At 63.1% G+C, this 16,039-nt stretch carries 14 protein-coding genes; all 14 read left to right on the top strand.

Annotation, left to right across the window (positions count from 1 at the left end; genetic code table 11):
* Positions 1-67: 67 nt before the first annotated feature.
* The 14 genes from argS to BHMPCIPO_RS08980 all read left to right on the top strand — a co-directional run bounded on the left by argS (position 68) and on the right by BHMPCIPO_RS08980 (position 15,997).
* On the top strand, positions 68-1,828 hold the full coding sequence (argS, locus tag BHMPCIPO_RS08915) for an arginine--tRNA ligase (protein ID WP_173516412.1): 1,761 nt from the start codon (positions 68-70) through the stop codon (positions 1,826-1,828).
* Positions 1,829-1,891: 63 nt separating this feature from the next.
* A complete protein-coding gene (locus BHMPCIPO_RS08920; RefSeq protein ID WP_173516413.1) occupies positions 1,892-4,765 on the top strand; it encodes an SPOR domain-containing protein in 2,874 nt (957 codons plus the stop codon).
* A gap of 154 nt (positions 4,766-4,919) precedes the next feature.
* The gene (gene nagZ / locus BHMPCIPO_RS08925) at positions 4,920-5,936 is read left to right on the top strand and encodes a beta-N-acetylhexosaminidase (RefSeq protein ID WP_173516414.1); all 1,017 of its coding nucleotides are present in this window, start codon (positions 4,920-4,922) and stop codon (positions 5,934-5,936) included.
* Between the two features lie 84 nt (positions 5,937-6,020).
* On the top strand, positions 6,021-6,839 hold the full coding sequence (locus tag BHMPCIPO_RS08930) for a segregation and condensation protein A (RefSeq protein ID WP_173516415.1): 819 nt from the start codon (positions 6,021-6,023) through the stop codon (positions 6,837-6,839).
* The gene (scpB, locus tag BHMPCIPO_RS08935; protein ID WP_173516416.1) at positions 6,832-7,563 is read left to right on the top strand and encodes an SMC-Scp complex subunit ScpB; all 732 of its coding nucleotides are present in this window, start codon (positions 6,832-6,834) and stop codon (positions 7,561-7,563) included. Before BHMPCIPO_RS08930 ends, scpB begins: the two co-directional genes overlap by 8 nt.
* A 77-nt stretch (positions 7,564-7,640) precedes the next feature.
* A complete protein-coding gene (locus tag BHMPCIPO_RS08940) occupies positions 7,641-8,750 on the top strand; it encodes an ABC transporter ATP-binding protein (RefSeq protein ID WP_173516417.1) in 1,110 nt (369 codons plus the stop codon).
* Positions 8,751-8,840: 90 nt separating this feature from the next.
* Positions 8,841-9,047 carry a twin-arginine translocase TatA/TatE family subunit gene (locus tag BHMPCIPO_RS08945; protein WP_113537623.1) on the top strand — a complete coding sequence of 69 codons (207 nt, stop codon included), beginning with the start codon at positions 8,841-8,843 and terminating at the stop codon, positions 9,045-9,047.
* Between the two features lie 74 nt (positions 9,048-9,121).
* Positions 9,122-9,799 carry a Sec-independent protein translocase protein TatB gene (tatB, locus tag BHMPCIPO_RS08950; RefSeq protein ID WP_173516418.1) on the top strand — a complete coding sequence of 226 codons (678 nt, stop codon included), beginning with the start codon at positions 9,122-9,124 and terminating at the stop codon, positions 9,797-9,799.
* Positions 9,796-10,638 carry a twin-arginine translocase subunit TatC gene (gene tatC / locus BHMPCIPO_RS08955; protein ID WP_173516419.1) on the top strand — a complete coding sequence of 281 codons (843 nt, stop codon included), beginning with the start codon at positions 9,796-9,798 and terminating at the stop codon, positions 10,636-10,638. The genes tatB and tatC overlap by 4 nt, the downstream gene beginning before the upstream one ends.
* 46 nt (positions 10,639-10,684) lie before the next feature.
* On the top strand, positions 10,685-11,968 hold the full coding sequence (gene serS, locus BHMPCIPO_RS08960; protein WP_173516420.1) for a serine--tRNA ligase: 1,284 nt from the start codon (positions 10,685-10,687) through the stop codon (positions 11,966-11,968).
* A gap of 27 nt (positions 11,969-11,995) precedes the next feature.
* A complete protein-coding gene (gene surE, locus BHMPCIPO_RS08965; protein ID WP_173516421.1) occupies positions 11,996-12,763 on the top strand; it encodes a 5'/3'-nucleotidase SurE in 768 nt (255 codons plus the stop codon).
* The gene (locus BHMPCIPO_RS08970) at positions 12,764-13,417 is read left to right on the top strand and encodes a protein-L-isoaspartate(D-aspartate) O-methyltransferase (protein WP_173516422.1); all 654 of its coding nucleotides are present in this window, start codon (positions 12,764-12,766) and stop codon (positions 13,415-13,417) included.
* Positions 13,418-13,611: 194 nt separating this feature from the next.
* Positions 13,612-14,256: a biotin biosynthesis protein BioC gene (locus BHMPCIPO_RS08975; RefSeq protein ID WP_173516423.1), complete on the top strand. Its 645-nt coding sequence runs from the start codon at positions 13,612-13,614 to the stop codon at positions 14,254-14,256.
* A gap of 181 nt (positions 14,257-14,437) precedes the next feature.
* A complete protein-coding gene (locus tag BHMPCIPO_RS08980; RefSeq protein ID WP_173516424.1) occupies positions 14,438-15,997 on the top strand; it encodes a peptidoglycan DD-metalloendopeptidase family protein in 1,560 nt (519 codons plus the stop codon).
* Positions 15,998-16,039: the final 42 nt, after the last annotated feature.

Below are 16,039 nucleotides of genomic sequence, written 5' to 3' on the forward strand. Positions count from 1 at the left end.
ACCGAACCGAGCCTCCTTTTTGAGTTTTGCGCCGGTCACATGTGGTCGGGAAAAGCGGACGGATCAGATGAATCTCTTCACGGACTTCGAATCAAGAATTAAGGACATTCTCGAAACGCTTGAAAGCGTTCGAGAAAAGCGATCCGAGCTTGACTTCGGCCGTGTCAATGTCGAGCCGCCGCGCGATCCGAGCCACGGCGACGTCGCGACCAATGCCGCCATGGTGCTGGCCAAGCCGCTCGGCCTGAACCCGCGGGCGCTTGCCGAACTCATCGTTGAAAAGCTCAAACAGGACCCGGAAGTCACCGAAGTGACTGTTGCCGGCCCGGGCTTCATCAATGTCCGGCTTTCGGTATCCTATTGGCAGAAGCTGTTGTCGAGCGTGGTGCGGGCGGGCCTTGACTATGGCCGCAGCACCGTCGGTTCGGGCCGCAAGGTCAACGTCGAATATGTCTCGGCCAACCCGACGGGACCGATGCATGTCGGCCACTGCCGTGGCGCCGTCGTCGGCGACGCGCTTGCCAACCTGCTGGCCTTTGCCGGCTATGCGGTGACCAAGGAATACTACATCAACGATGCCGGCTCGCAGATCGACGTTCTCGCGCGTTCCGCCTTCATGCGGTATCGCCAGGCGCTTGGCGAGGACATCGGGGAGATCCCGGCGGGTCTTTATCCGGGCGACTATCTCGTTCCGGTCGGCGAAGCGCTCGCCGATGAATTCGGCACGAGCCTGCGCCTGATGCCCGAAGACAGGTGGATGCCGCTCGTCAAGGACCGGACGATCGATGCCATGATGGCGATGATCCGCGAAGATCTCGCGGCGTTGAACGTCAATCACGACGTCTTCTTCTCCGAACGGACGCTGCACGCCAATGGAGCGGCTGCGATTCGCACCGCGATCAACGACCTGACCTTCAAGGGGCACGTCTACAAGGGCACGCTGCCGCCGCCGAAGGGGCAGCTCCCGGAGGATTGGGAAGATCGCGAGCAGACGCTATTCCGCTCGACGGAGGTTGGTGACGACATCGACCGGCCGCTGATCAAGTCCGATGGCAGCTACACCTATTTCGCCGCCGACGTCGCCTACTTCAAGGATAAGTTCGATCGCGGCTTCGACGAGATGATCTATGTGCTGGGCGCCGACCATGGCGGTTACGTCAAGCGGCTCGAAGCACTGGCACGCGCCGTATCAGGCGGTTCGTCAAAACTTACGGTTCTGCTTTGCCAACTGGTCAAGCTCTTCCGCAACGGCGAACCGGTGAAGATGTCGAAGCGCTCCGGCGATTTCGTCACGCTGCGCGACGTCGTCGATGAAGTCGGCCGTGATCCGGTTCGTTTCATGATGATCTATCGGAAGAATTCCGAGCCGCTCGACTTCGATTTTGCTAAGGTTACAGAACAGTCCAAGGATAACCCAGTCTTCTACGTGCAGTATGCTCATGCACGTTGCCGATCGGTGTTCCGTCAGGCGGCGGAAGCTTTCCCGGATCTGGATATCGAATCGCTCGACTTTGCCGGTGCCGTACAGGGGCAGATCGAGGATCCGACGGAACTTCAGCTCGTCGCCAAGCTCGCAGAATATCCGCGAGTGATCGAGGCGGCGGCACTGGCTCAGGAGCCGCATCGCATCGCGTTTTACCTGTACGATCTTGCCGCTGCCTTCCACGGACACTGGAACAAAGGTAAAGAGAATCCGGAATTACGTTTTGTTAACGATAAAAATAGAGAATTAAGTACTGCCAGACTCGGGCTGGTGCATGCTGTCGCTTCGGTATTGAAGTCCGGCCTGTCTATAACAGGCACCTCCGCACCGGAGGAAATGCGATAAGTATTGTCACCATTTTCCCACAATGCACTGGCACATAAATACAGGCAATTGTGAGTGGAGAGCATGGCAGACAAACAATTCGCACGAAGCGGGCCGGCTGAATTCGACGTATTGGCAGACGATGATCCGTTGGCCGAACTCGCCCGGATCGTCGGTTACGATGCCCGGCCGGCCGTACAGCAATTGCAAGAGCTGCAGCGACATCAGGAGGCGGTCCGTCAGGATCCCGCCTTCGATCTCGAGGACGAACTTCTTCGCGCCTTCGATAGCTATGATGCGCCCCGCGCTGTGCAGCAGCCTGCTGTGGAGCCGGTTTCGGCGCCGCAGCCGGTTGAAGAGGCCCGGATCGAGCCGGTAGCCGATCTCGCGGAAGAATACGACGCGCCGACATTCCGTCAGCCGGAGCCGGTCGCAGCGCCAGCCGCTGTCGTCGAAGAGGAGCCCGAGCAGGCTTTCGAAGTGCAATCGTTCTCGGCCGCCCCTCCGGTTGCAGAAGGCGATGGCGCGGACTTCGGCGCCGATGAGCCGGCGTTCGATCTGGAGCGTGAACTCGAATTGTCGCTCGGCGAAGCCGATCTGTTGCCGTTCGAAGAAGAGCCGACATCCGAGGCGAAGGAACAGGTTGCGGATGGCTGGCAAGCGCCGGCCGCGGAACCCTCTGCCGCTTGGGCCGAGCCTGCCCCTGTCGCCGAGCCGTTCCCGGTCTACGACGAGCCGAGCCTTGATGTCGTGCAAGAGGCGCACGCTGACGAGACCGCTCACGCGAACGAGACGATCCCGGAAGAGCCCGCGGGCCATGAAACTGTCCGCGACGAGCTTCTCGCGGATGTCGAGCGCTTCCCGGTTCCGCCGGTCGCTGCCGTCGTTGCCGCTGCCGTGCAGTCTCATCCGGCGCTTCATGCAACGGAACAGCCGGTCATTGCGCCTGCCGCCGCCCCGGCAAATACGGTCGCGACGCCGGCGAAGAAGAGCCCCTATCCCTTTACGCCGACCTTCAGTCGGGCGACGCCTGTCGCTTCGCCGACCGGCGCCAGCCAGCAGCGCGCCTTTGCCGGCCCGCTCGTATCCCAGGCCGCGCCGGTTGCTGCTGCCGCGGTCGCCACACCTGCCGTTACGCCGGTGGTCGAGGCCGCCCAGCCAGCACAGCCCGTCGCGGAGCCGGAAAACGAGCCCGGCTTCGACATCGAGAACTTCGAGTTGGAGCTCTCCGATGCCGCGCTGAAGCTCGACCTCGCCGACCTCGGCCCGACCGAACCCGTTGCCGCAGCCCCTGCGGCCGTGCCGCAGGCTGCTGTGCAGCCGGTCGCCGAGACCGCTGCTCCGCAGCGCGAACCGGAACGCTCCGTCGAGACTTTCGCCGCTCCGGCCCCGGCTGAGCAGCAGGACGCACAGCCCGAAAGCGCGCTGCCTTTCGATCCCTCGATGATTGCCGAAGCCGAGAATGGCGTTGCACCGATCGCCGACATGGAGGTGCCGCAACTGCCGGTCATCGAAACGGAAAAGCCGGTCGCCTATCCGGCGGATTACGATCTCGATATCGACGCGGAAATGGCGCAACTGTTCGGCACGCCGGCTCCGGCCGTCAAGGAAGCCCGTCCGGCGGCCGTTGAAAAGGCCGAGGCGGTTCGTCCTGCCCCAGCCGCAAATGCAAGTCCGTCGTTCGGTGCCGGCGCGCTCGATGATTTTGACGAGTTCGAAAAGGCGATGGAGGAGGATTTCCGCCGCTCCATGACCGAACGGCAGTCTCCGGCGCGCGATGCCGAGCGGGTTTCCGCGGCGCAGGGCCAGGACGATGCGGGCGACTATCGCGATTACGGCTCGGGCCGGCGGTCGCAGCGCACGATGCTGCTTGCCGCAAGCGTTGCTGGCGTCATCATTCTCGGCGGCGCGGCTGTTTACGCCTGGATGGGCGGCAGCGATGCCGTAACTTCGGCCGAGGGCCCCAAGATCATTCTCGCCGACAAGGGGCCGGTTAAGGTCGTGCCGGAAGAAAAGGGCGGCAAGACTGTGCCGAACCAGGACAAGGCGGTTTACGATCGTGTCGCTGGAGCCCAGGCCGGTGCGCCGCAGCAGGAAGCGCTGGTTTCCTCGACCGAAGAGCCGATGGACGTCGTTCAGAAGACGCTGACGCCGGAAACGCTGCCGCTCGAAGGCAGTGACGACGCGGATGGCCCGCAGGCCAGCCTGCCTGCCGAGGACGAGGATGGCGCTCGCCTGCTGCCGGACGGCGGCGCCCCGACGGCCGCTCAGGAAGAAGACAAGGCGCCTGCCGTCGCACCGCGCAAGGTACGCACGATGATCGTCAAGCCGGACGGCACGCTGGTTGCTCGTGAAGAGCCGGTTGCCGCGCCTGCGACCGATGTTGCCGGAGCAACGCAGCCGCTGCCGGAAACGCCCTCGAAGGAAGTCGCCTCGGCTGAGGTCAGCGCTGCCGGTCAGGCATCGGCCAATGACGACCAGGTCGCGCTTGCCGCGACGGGCAACGCCAATCTCGAAGAGGTTCCGGTTCGCAGCGTGACGACCACGGCACCGGCCGAGAAGGCGCCGACGCCGCAGGCGCGTCCGGCCGAGCAGCCGGCCAAAGTGGCCGCTGCGGCCGCAGAGGGTGGCAATGTTCGCCCGGCTGAAGAGCAGGCCGCCGCCACGCCGGAAGCGCAGCCGCCGCAGCAGGTGGCAACGGCCTCGGTTCCGACCGGCGGATACTACATCCAGGTCGCGTCCCTGCCGTCGGAAGCTGAGGCGCAGAAGTCGTACAACAGCCTTTCCAGCAAGTTCGGAAGCGTCATCGGCGGCCGCGGCGTCGATATCCGCAAGGCGGAGATCGCCGGCAAGGGGACCTACTATCGCGTCCGTATCCCGGCCGGATCCAAGGAAGAGGCAAACGCCCTGTGCTCCAAGTACAAGGGCGCTGGCGGAAGCTGCCTGGTGACCAAGTAAGCCTGGCACATCGATAGAGTTTGAGGAGGGCGCGGCTCGGGGGCCGCGCCCTTCGCATTTCAGGGATTTCGATCGCCCCATGGCCCTGTGCATGAGCGACGGGACTTCGTCTTTGTGGCTTCGCGCCGGGCGGCGCCCGCTCTATGCTCTCCCAATGAGCGAATCAAAAGCATTTATCTCGGGCTGCAAGGGCCTTTCTCTCACGACCGGCGAACGCCAGTTCTTTGCCGGCGAGCGGCCATGGGGCTTCATCTTGTTCGGGCGCAACATCGGCGAGGAGCAGCAGATCTCCGATCTGGTGGCGTCGCTTCGCGACAGCATTGGCAATCCGAACGCGCCGGTGCTCATCGACCAGGAAGGTGGACGCGTGCAACGCATCCGGCCACCGCTCGTCCAGCAATATCCGAACGGCGCGGCGATCGGTGAAATCTACCGCCGCGACGCCGAACTGGGTCTGCGCGCGGCCTGGCTCATGGGGCGCCTGCATGCCTTCGACCTGATGCGTTTCGGCATCACCGTCGACTGCCTGCCGGTGCTGGATGTGCCGGTGCCCGGAAGCCACGATGTCATCGGCAATCGTGCCTACGGTCATGACCCTGAGACTGTCGCGGCGATCGGTCGGGCGATGGGCGAGGGCTTGAAGGCCGGAGGCATGCTGCCTGTCATGAAGCACATGCCCGGTCACGGCCGCACCTTCGTCGACTCGCACCACAATCTGCCCGTAGTCAGCGCGACTTTCGATGAACTCGCCGCCAGCGACTTCCTGCCCTTTGTCGCGATGAAGGACGAGGTGATGGCGATGTCGGCGCACATGGTCTTCACGACGATCGATCCGGACAATCCGGCGACCACCTCGGCGAAGGTCGTGCGCGAGGTCATTCGCGGTCACATCGGTTTCGACGGTCTTTTGATGTCGGACGACGTCTCGATGAACGCGCTTGCCGGCGACATGACCACGCGCGCGCGCAACATCATTGCCGCGGGGCTTGATCTCGTCTTGCATTGTCATGGCATAATGGAAGAAATGAAGGCCGTCGCCGACGTCGTACCGGTTCTCGCTGGCGAGAGCCTGCGTCGGGCAAGGATCGCCGAGGCAGCCTTCCGGACGCCTGACGATGCGAACGAAAGCGATCTGCGGGCCGAGTTCAACGGTCTGTTCGCAACAGCGTAAGGCAGGCGCGGCCAGCGGGAAAGGATCGGATTGTCAGTGAGCAATGCGGGCGAAAGACAAGGTAAGCCTGCGTCGAAGGCGCCGATGGAGCCCCTGTGGCAGGAAGAGACTGCCGAGCGCGGGCTGCATGAAGAAGCGCTGGTGGTCGATCTCGCCGGTTTCGAGGGGCCACTCGATCTCTTGCTTCATCTCGCCCGCAGCCAGCGGGTCGATCTTTCGCGCATCTCCGTACTGGCACTCGCCGAGCAATATATCGCCTTCATCGAGCGGGCGCGCAGCATCCGCATCGAACTCGCCGCCGACTATCTCGTCATGGCGGCATGGCTTGCCTATCTGAAGTCGCGGCTGCTGATTCCGCAGCAGGTGAAGGACGATGGTCCGACTGGCGAGGAAATGGCCTCGGCCCTGGCCTTCCGGCTGAAACGGCTGGAGGCGATGCGTGAGGCGGCAACGCGGCTCGTCAACAGAAACCGGCTTGGCCGGGACGTCTTCGTTCGCGGTGCGCCGGAACATATCGTCACTGAGAAGAAGTCCGGTTTCGATGCCTCGCTCTATGATCTCCTGAGCGCCTATGCGAGCCTGCGGCAGCGCCAGGCGATCACGCAGGTGACCATCGAGAAGCGCCACGTATGGTCTCTCGCCGACGCACGCCTGATTCTGGCGCGCATGATCGGCGAGCTCGATGACTGGACAGCGCTCGATCATTTTCTTATCCGCTACATGACGACGCCGAAGGAGCGGGCAACGGCGATCGCCAGCTCCTTTGCCGCCTCGCTCGAAATGGTCCGCGAGGGCCGGCTGGAGATCCGTCAGGAAGAGGCGTTTGCGCCGATCTATCTTCGGCGCGGACCAAATCCGATCGATGCGGAGACGCTTGCCGAAATGGAGGCAGCCCGTGGCTGAAGCCCAAAAATACATACCAGACACTCCTGACGAGGATGACGAAATCGATACGACGCCGTCCTTCGATCCGCGGCTGGAGCAAGAAGCCGAGCGGATCGCGGAGGCCTTGGTCTTTGCCTCGGCGCAGCCTGTGTCGGAGGCCTATATCGAAAGCAGGCTGCCGCGTGGTGCCGATGTCAGGCGGATCATGGGGCGCCTGAAGGCGCTCTATGCGACGCGCGGCGTCAACCTTGTCCAGATCGCCGACCATTGGGCCTTCCGCACGGCCGCCGATCTCTCCTTCGTGGTGCAGACCGACGAGCAGGAGGTCCGCAAGCTCTCGCGCGCTGCGCTCGAGGTCCTCGCCATCATTGCCTACCATCAGCCGGTAACCCGCGCCGAGATCGAGGATATCCGCGGTGTCCAAACATCGAAGGGCACGCTCGACGTCCTGATGGAGGCAGGCTGGGTTCGCTTCAGGGGACGCCGGCGTACGCCGGGCAGGCCGGTGACCTTCGGCACCACCCGCGACTTTCTCGATCACTTCGGCCTCGAGGAACTGCGCGATCTGCCGGGTATCGAGGAACTGAAGGGGGCAGGGCTGCTTTCCGGCCGCGTGCCGTCCAATCTCAATATTCCCGTTCCCGTGGGCGAAGACGAGCTTGCCGAGAACGAGGACCCCATCACCCAGCTTGACCTTGAAGAACTGGGGCTCTTGACACCGAAGGGCGAAGAAGCCGATTAAAAACCTGAATGGGGATATCGGCTTTCCCCGGCGCCCGACAGTTTTGACGGGCACGACTGGTGTCAAGGAATGCAAGCATGGTTTCAGATCCGCAGGACGCTCCCGTCATGACGACACGACGGGCGGGTGTATCCTTCGCGGCGAGCCTGACCTTCGAAGACATTCATCACAGCTATCACGCCAAGGAAACGATCAAGGGCGTCAGCCTGGCGGCCAAGGCCGGCGAAGTGCTTTGCCTGCTCGGACCGTCCGGGTCCGGCAAGACGACCCTGCTGCGTATCGCCGCAGGGATCGAGAAGCAGAGTGCGGGACGCCTTCTGCTCAATGGCCAAGAGATTTCCGGCCCCTCGGTTTTCCTGCCGCCGGAAAAACGCGGCGTCGGCCTGATGTTCCAGGATTTCGCGCTCTTCCCGCATATGTCCATTCGTGACAACGTTCGCTTTGGCTTGACGGCGCTTCCGAAGAAGGAAGCCCTGAACCAGGCGGATGCGGCGCTCGAGCGTGTGGGGCTCTCCCACTACGCCAACCAGTACCCGCACGTGCTTTCCGGCGGCGAGCAGCAGCGGGTGGCGCTGGCCCGCGCGCTTGCGCCACGCCCCGCCGTGCTTCTGATGGACGAACCGTTTTCCGGACTCGACTCGCGCCTGAAGGATTCGATCCGCGCCGATACGCTCGCCATCCTCAGAGAGACCCGGGCAACTGCGATCGTCGTCACCCACGACGCGGAGGAAGCGATGCGCATGGCCGACCGAATTGCGCTTCTGCAGGATGGGCGACTGGTGCAGGTCGGCACGGCCGATGAGCTTTATCGTCACCCGAGGAACCTGTTCGCAGCCGGTTTCTTCTCGGAAATCAACGTGTTCAACGCACAGGTTCGCAATGGCCGCGTCGACACGCCGGTCGGCACGGTCGCCGCTGGGCGGCACCAGGAAGGGGAGCGGGTTTCGGTCGCCGTCAGGCTTTCCGGCGTGCGTGTCGGCGAGGAGGAGGGCGATATTCCCGCGCGTATCCTCTCTCGCCGGTTCATCGGTGTGGTGGAACTGCTGGAGCTCGCGGTGCCGCGTTGTGAAGATGTGGTGCGTGCGCGCATCCGCGCGGACCAATTGCCGCAAGGATTGCGCGATGTAATGCTTTCAGTTAACGAGCGGGATATATTACTGTTTGAAAAAGATGGTTCTGCATCTTAGGTTCTGTCGCAAAGAAGGGCGTGTTTAGCGCGCGCCTGAAAATTGACATGTGAAAGAGCCTATATCGGGAAGGCTCAGAGGAGTAAGAGCATGGGTTCCTTTAGCATTTGGCACTGGCTGATCGTTTTGGTCGTGGTGCTGCTCTTGTTCGGTCGTGGCAAGATTCCCGAACTGATGGGCGATGTTGCGAAGGGCATTAAGAACTTCAAGAAGGGCATGAGCGACGAGGAAGCGGGCGCGACCGACAAGACGCTCGACAGCAAGACCGTTGACCACAAGTCCGACGAAGTTCGCTAACGGTCTGGCGTCGGTGGAGCCGGTCCGGTATCGGTACCGGACCAGTTCCCATCACGGGTTGCAGGACATTTCGAATGCTTGATATCGGCTGGACCGAGCTTGTCGTCATCGCCATCGTTTTGATCGTCGTTGTCGGGCCGAAAGATCTTCCGCCTATGCTGCGGGCCTTTGGCCGCATGACGGCGAAGATGCGCGGCATGGCCTCGGAGTTCCGCCAGCAATTCGACGAAGCGCTGCGCGAAGCGGACCTCGACGAGGTTCGCAAGACGATCAGCGATGCGCAGAGCCTCAACCCGGCCAATGCGCTCAGGGATGCGATGAATCCGCTTCGCCAGATCGGCAGCGAGATCAAGTCGGACCTGCAGAAGGCTGCGACGCCCGACAAGCCGGTCACGCCAAGCGCTGTCGAGCCCGCGACTGCGGAGGTGGCTGCGGCTGCCCCGGTGGCGGCGACGGAAGCGAAGCCCGCGGATGCGGTTGCCGCAGCCGCCCTGGGCTCAGCCACCCGCCAGTTGGAGCGCGCCGAAGCAGCCATCCCGGCCGAGAAGCCCAAGCGGGCGCCAAGGGCGAAGGCCGATCCGGCGCCGGCGGCGAAGAAGGCCGCAACGCCCAAGGCGGCGGCACCCAAAACTTCGGCAAAGGCGCCCGCAAAAGCGGTGGCCGAGAAGACGTCGTCGAAGCCCGCTTCAGCCGAGCAGGCTGCCAGGACGTCCAAGCCGCGCGCCAGCACGCGCAAGAAAGGTGAAGCATGAGCGGCGATATCGAGGACCGGCCGCAGCCGCTGATCGAGCACCTGATCGAATTGCGCAGGCGCCTGATGTGGGCCGTCGGCGCCTTCTTCGTGGCGTTCCTCGTCTGCTTCTACTTCGCCAAGGGTCTCTTCAATCTCCTGGTGCTGCCGTTCAAATGGGCAGTGAGCTGGGCCGGCCTGAATCATCGCAATGTCGAGCTGATCTACACGGCCCCGCAGGAGTTCTTCTTTACGCAGATCAAGGTGGCGATGTTCGGTGCGCTGGTCATCGCCTTTCCGGTAATCGCTGCGCAGATTTACAAATTCGTGGCTCCGGGCCTTTACAAGAACGAGCGTGCCGCGTTTCTGCCGTTCCTGATCGCGTCGCCGATCCTCTTTCTGCTTGGCGGCGCCCTGGTCTACTTCTTCTTCACGCCGATGGTGATGTGGTTCTTCCTGGCGATGGAGCAGGGCGGCGGCGAAGGGCAGGTGGCCATTCAGCTTCTGCCGAAGGTCTCGGAATATCTGAGCCTGATCATGTCGCTGGTCTTTGCCTTCGGTCTGGTTTTTCAGCTCCCGGTGATCACGACGCTTCTCGCACGCGTCGGCTTCGTCACGTCGCAGGGCCTGGCCGAGAAGCGGAAGTACGCGATCGTGATTGCCTTCGTGGTTGCAGCCGTGCTCACGCCGCCTGACCCGGTTTCCCAGATCGGCCTTGCACTGCCAGCCATCCTTCTCTACGAAATTTCGATCTATACGGCGCGACTCGTCGAAAGACAGCGGGCAGCGGACGCGCTCAAGAGCGAAGTTGCCGAGTCGCAGGAAGGATCTTCCGGAGAGGTCGGCCCCGCCAAGGGCTGAGCATTCGAGATTTCGCGCCGTGAGTTGACCAACGCGTGGAACGACAATGCTTGATATCAAATGGATCCGTGAAAATGCCGAGATGCTGGACGCCGCCCTGGCGAAGCGGGGCGCGGAGCCTTTGTCGGCGTCGCTGATCGCGCTCGACGAACGCCGCCGCTCGATCCTTCAGTCGCTGCAGGACATGCAGTCGCGCCGCAACGCTGCCTCGAAGGATATCGGCGCGGCCATGGCGCAGAAGAATGCCGAGCTCGCCGAAATGCTGAAGGCCGAGGTGGCCGAACTCAAGAACGCCATGCCGGCGCTCGAGGAAGACAGCCGCAAGGTGGAAGCCGAGCTCAGCGACGCGCTTTCCCGCATTCCGAACATCCCGCTCGAGGACGTTCCGGTCGGCGAGGATGAGACCGGCAACGTGGTCAAGCGCGTGGTCGGCAACAAGCCCACCTGGAACCACCAGCCGCGCGAGCATTTCGAAATCGGCGAGGCGCTCGGCCTCATGGATTTCGAGGGGGCCGCCCGCATTTCCGGTTCGCGTTTCACGATCCTCAAGGGACAGCTGGCCCGGCTCGAGCGTGCGCTCGGCCAGTTCATGCTCGACCTGCACACCCAGGAGCACGGCTACACCGAGGTGCAGCCGCCGCTTCTGGTGCGCGACGACGCCATGTACGGCACCGGCCAGTTGCCGAAATTTGCCGAAGATCTGTTCCGGACCACGGATGATCGCTGGCTGATCCCGACTGCGGAAGTGCCGCTTACCAACATCGTTCGCGAGCAGATCCTCGAAGGCGAAAAGCTGCCGTTGCGCTTCACCGCGCTGACGCCGTCCTTCCGCTCGGAGGCCGGTTCGGCCGGTCGCGACACCCGCGGCATGCTGCGCCAGCACCAGTTCAATAAGGTCGAACTGGTTTCGATCACCGATGCCGAAACCTCGATCGACGAGCACGAGCGCATGACCGCCTGCGCGGAAGAGGTGCTGAAGCGCCTCGGTCTGCACTACCGCGTGATGACGCTCTGCACCGGCGACATGGGCTTCGGCGCTCGCAAGACCTATGATCTGGAAGTATGGTTGCCGGGACAGGACACCTATCGCGAGATCTCGTCCTGCTCCGTCTGCGGCGACTTCCAGGCGCGCCGGATGAATGCGCGCTACCGCACCAAGGAAGACAAGGGAACGCGTTTCGTTCACTCGTTGAATGGTTCCGGTGTCGCCGTCGGGCGCGCGCTGATCGCCGTAATCGAAAACTATCTGAACGAAGACGGTTCGGTGTCGGTGCCGGATGTGCTGGTGCCCTACATGGGCGGCCAGAAGCGCATCGAGAAGGCGGACTGAACGGACGTCAAGGGAAGGACGGCATCCATGCGGATCCTGCTGACAAACGATGACGGCATTCATGCTGAAGGCCTCGCCGTGCTCGAAAGGGTGGCCCGGACGATTTCGGACGATGTCTGGGTCGTGGCGCCCGAGGCGGACCAGAGCGGCTTGGCGCATTCGCTGACCCTGTCGGAACCCCTGCGGCTGCGCCAGATCACGGAGAGGCGCTTTGCGCTGCGGGGGACGCCGACGGATTGCGTCATCATGGCCGTCCGCAAGGTGCTGGACCGCAAGCCCGATCTCGTGCTCTCGGGCGTCAACATTGGTGCCAACATGGCCGATGACGTGACCTATTCCGGCACGGTGGCGGGCGCCATCGAGGGGACGTTGCAGGGCATTCGCTCCATCGCACTCAGCCAGGCCTATCACCACGCCGTCGGCAAGACCGTGCCTTGGGATGTGGTGGAGACGCATGCGCCGGGTCTGATCCGCAAGCTGATGGCCGTGGAACTGCCCGATGGCACGCTTCTCAACGTCAATTTCCCGAACTGCTCAGCCGACACCGTTGCAGGGGTCGAGGTAACGTCACAAGGCAAGCTCGACTTCGGCCTGTCGATCGATGAGCGCACTGACGGCCGTGGTTTTCCTTATTTCTGGCTGCGCTTCGGTGAGCGGTTCGGCGATTTCCGCGCCGGAACCGACATTCATGCACTGCGCGAGAACCACATCTCCGTAACGCCGCTCAAGCTCGACTTGACGGACTATACCGTCCAGGACCGTCTGATGCGGGCATTGAACGAAGGGGCTCATTGATTGAGCGTGCGCGCTTCGGAACAGGAAGGCTTTGCCAAGATGGTGCTGCGGCTGCGCGCCGCAGGCATCAGCAATCACGATCTCCTCAAGGCGGTCGAGCAGACCCCGCGCGGCCTGTTCGCGCCGCCGCAATATCAGGCCGAGGCCTATTCGCAGCGGACGATTCCGCTCGATTGCGGCTCGTTCATGGAAGGCTATGATTTTGCCGTGCGGTTGCTGCACTGTCTGAACCTGAAGACAGGGCAGCGCATCCTCGAGGTCGGAACCGGCAGCGGCTTTACCGCGGCGGTGATGGGGCGGGTGGCCGAGCGTGTCCTGACGATCGACCGCTATCAGACACTTGTCGGTACGGCGCAGAAGAACCTCGAGAAATCAGGCGTTCGCAACGTCATCGTCCGCCATGCCGACGGCAGCGCCGGCGTGCCGGGCGAGGGTACCTTCGACCGCATCCTGATCACGGCCGCCTTCAACAGCCTGCCGCGCATGTTTTCCGATCATCTCGTCTCGGGCGGAACCCTGGTGGTGCCGATCATGATGAGCGAGACCCATTGCCGGGTCGTCCGGGTCAATCGAACGGGAAGCCGCTTCGACCGCGAGGATCTGTTCGACGCGCCCTACCTTCCGATCGTCCCGCAGCTCGCTTCGTTCCTGTAATACTGTCGCTGTCGAACGTCTCAGCTGGCGCGTTAATCGTCTCAGCTGGCGCGTTAAGAGATTCTTAACTGTATCCAGCCTCGCGCAAGCCTCGGGCCATACGCCTCCACTGCACGATGGGTTCCTCCCGCGAGTCGTTGCTCTTGCTCGACCAGGGTGTTGCTGCCGGATCGTGAGATTGACGGAGACGGCAAATGCAGATCGCGAACAGGCTGACGGCTGCAGCATCGGGCGACGGGCTGAATAATCTTGCCGGGCGCAGCTCCGGCCAGGCGAATTCCGGCGGCAAGGACGAACAGGCCGCGCAGGCTCTTGCGGCGAGCTTCTTCGACCCCACACCGCGCATCTCCCTTTCCGCCGACGCTCTGCTTTATCTCAGCCAGACGAAGAAGGCATCGGATGGGCAGCCGCCGCTCAGCCGGGACGAGTGGAACAATCGTCTGACCCCGCAGTTGGCGTCGCGCGAATACCAGGCCTTCGGCAGGTTTCTGGATGCCGGGGACCATGAGGCCTATTACAAGAACTTCATCGACTATTACGACAGCCTCCGCCCCGAAGATCAGGACAGCCTGCGCTATTTTGGGACGCGCGAGGCCGCCGTCGCCGGTCTGCGGTCGCTCGAGTATGAGCGGGCGAGCGGAGCCGATGGCGAGGCAACGTTCCAGACACTGGTGAGCGTCCTGCTCGAAGAAGACAAGACCGCTCAGTCCGAAACTCCCGTCCGTCCTGAGGGACGTCCGATCTTCGCCTGGGATCTGACGAGCATCAGCTATGAAGATGAACCAACGGAGCGGTGTTCGGTTTCCGAAATCGAGCGTCTCTATTCCGAACTGAGCTAAAACTCGTCGCGCAAGAGTGCGCGGTCACCAGGCTTGTTCGGCGCTATTGATGCGACGAGCCGGCGCCTATGGTTAGCGTTTCGTCAAATTAGTCCATTGGTGGTACCGACCTTAACCGGGCGGTAACTCTAATACGTTTTAATCATCCCACATCGAGTTGCGTTCGGAGTGGGTAAGCGTCATGCGTCAGTTTGTATCTCCCGGGGTTGGAAAGTCTACGATCCGCCTGTGTGTGGCGGTCCTGCTTGCAGGCGTCGCAACGGGCTGCAGCTCGGATGCCAGCCGATTTGACGGCCTGTTCTCCCGGTCGGACAACATCACCACAAATTCAATTCCACGCGATGCGACACCGGTACCGCGCGGTGACGTGGCGGTCGGCCAGATGGCTGCCCCTTCTGCGGATTCGCGCAATATGGCTCTCGGTCAACCTTATCCGACAGCAGGCACGCAGGGTGGCTATGATCCGGTGAATACCGCTTCCACTCCGGTGTCTACGGCCCGTGGCGCATCGACGCCGATCTCCGTTCAGCGCACGACCCTGGCCGACCCGAGCTCGACGGCACGCCAGCGCCCCGAAGCGCAGCCGTTCCCCGCTGCACGTCAGCAGCAGGCGGCAATCGCGACGCAGCAGACGCTTCCGGCGGCCGTCAAGGAGACCGCCAGCAAGAGTGGCTGGACGACGCAGAACGCCCCGACGATCATGGTTCGCCCCGGCGACAACGTCGCGGTCCTCTCCAAGCGCTTCGGTGTTCCCGAGAAGGAAATTCTGAAGGCCAACGGTCTGCAGTCCGCCGCTCAGGTCGAAACCGGTCAGCGGCTGGTGATCCCGACCTTTGGTTCCGTGGGCAGCCCGGCAAAGGCCGCTGCGACCAACTCGATTGCCGGTCTCGATGGCAACAAGCGCCAGCCTTCGCCCTTGCCCAACGATCACCGTGACGCTGCGATCCTGCCTGGCTCTGCCCAGTCCCGCGAAAAGGGTGCAGGCAAGACCGATGTCGTTGCCGGCAAGCCGGCGACGAACGGCGAAGGTAACGGCGGTGGAACCTATACCGTCAAGCCAGGTGACTCGCTCAATCGCATCGCCAAGGCGACGGGCGTGTCCGTCTCTGCACTCAAGCAGGCGAACGGCCTGACTGCGGAATCGATCCGCGTCGGGCAGACGCTGCAGCTGCCGGGCACAGCCGGCGCCGCGCCGGACCAGGTCAAGACCGCATCGGTTCCGAGCAAGAAGGCCGAGCAGCCGCAGGTTGCTTCGCTCGAAAAGAACAAGCCGGCAGAGTACCAGCCGCCGGCTGCCAAGCAGAGCGTTACGGACGTTGCGGCCATCAAGACGGATGTCGACGAGGACTCGCCGAAGTCGACGGGCATCAGCAAATATCGCTGGCCGGTGCGCGGCGCGGTGGTTGCCGGTTACGGCGCCAACGTCGACGGCAACCGCAACGACGGCATCAATATCTCGGTGCCCGAGGGCACGCCAATCAAGGCGGCCGAAAACGGCGTCGTCATCTATTCGGGCAGCAGCCTGAAGGAACTCGGCAATGCCGTCCTGGTGCGCCACGACGACGGCACGGTCACGGTCTACGGCAACGCTTCCGAGCTCAAGGTTCAGCGCGGCCAGAAGGTTCAGCGCGGCCAGACGCTCGCGGCGTCGGGCATGACCGGTCGCGCCAGCCAGCCGCAGGTGCACTTCGAGGTCCGCAAGAACGCCACGGCGGTAAACCCGGCGACCTTCCTCGAATAGTCCGCAGCCGTTTCCTTGGTCGGGCGCGATCGAGGCCGAAAA

The sequence above is a fragment of the Ensifer sesbaniae genome (assembly GCF_013283665.1).
Taxonomy (GTDB): Bacteria; Pseudomonadota; Alphaproteobacteria; order Rhizobiales; family Rhizobiaceae; genus Ensifer; species Ensifer sesbaniae.

Excerpts from the sequence above, each read along its gene's own strand:
- BHMPCIPO_RS08945 (WP_113537623.1), top strand. The coding sequence starts at position 8,841 with ATGGGTTCCTTTAGCATTTGGCACTGGCTGATCGTTTTGGTCGTGGTG.
- argS (WP_173516412.1), top strand. The coding sequence starts at position 68 with ATGAATCTCTTCACGGACTTCGAATCAAGAATTAAGGACATTCTCGAA.
- tatB (WP_173516418.1), top strand. The coding sequence starts at position 9,122 with ATGCTTGATATCGGCTGGACCGAGCTTGTCGTCATCGCCATCGTTTTG.
- BHMPCIPO_RS08930 (WP_173516415.1), top strand. The coding sequence starts at position 6,021 with ATGGAGCCCCTGTGGCAGGAAGAGACTGCCGAGCGCGGGCTGCATGAA.
- BHMPCIPO_RS08920 (WP_173516413.1), top strand. The coding sequence starts at position 1,892 with ATGGCAGACAAACAATTCGCACGAAGCGGGCCGGCTGAATTCGACGTA.
- BHMPCIPO_RS08940 (WP_173516417.1), top strand. The coding sequence starts at position 7,641 with ATGGTTTCAGATCCGCAGGACGCTCCCGTCATGACGACACGACGGGCG.
- nagZ (WP_173516414.1), top strand. The coding sequence starts at position 4,920 with ATGAGCGAATCAAAAGCATTTATCTCGGGCTGCAAGGGCCTTTCTCTC.
- BHMPCIPO_RS08975 (WP_173516423.1), top strand. The coding sequence starts at position 13,612 with ATGCAGATCGCGAACAGGCTGACGGCTGCAGCATCGGGCGACGGGCTG.
- BHMPCIPO_RS08980 (WP_173516424.1), top strand. The coding sequence starts at position 14,438 with ATGCGTCAGTTTGTATCTCCCGGGGTTGGAAAGTCTACGATCCGCCTG.
- tatC (WP_173516419.1), top strand. The coding sequence starts at position 9,796 with ATGAGCGGCGATATCGAGGACCGGCCGCAGCCGCTGATCGAGCACCTG.
- serS (WP_173516420.1), top strand. The coding sequence starts at position 10,685 with ATGCTTGATATCAAATGGATCCGTGAAAATGCCGAGATGCTGGACGCC.
- surE (WP_173516421.1), top strand. The coding sequence starts at position 11,996 with ATGCGGATCCTGCTGACAAACGATGACGGCATTCATGCTGAAGGCCTC.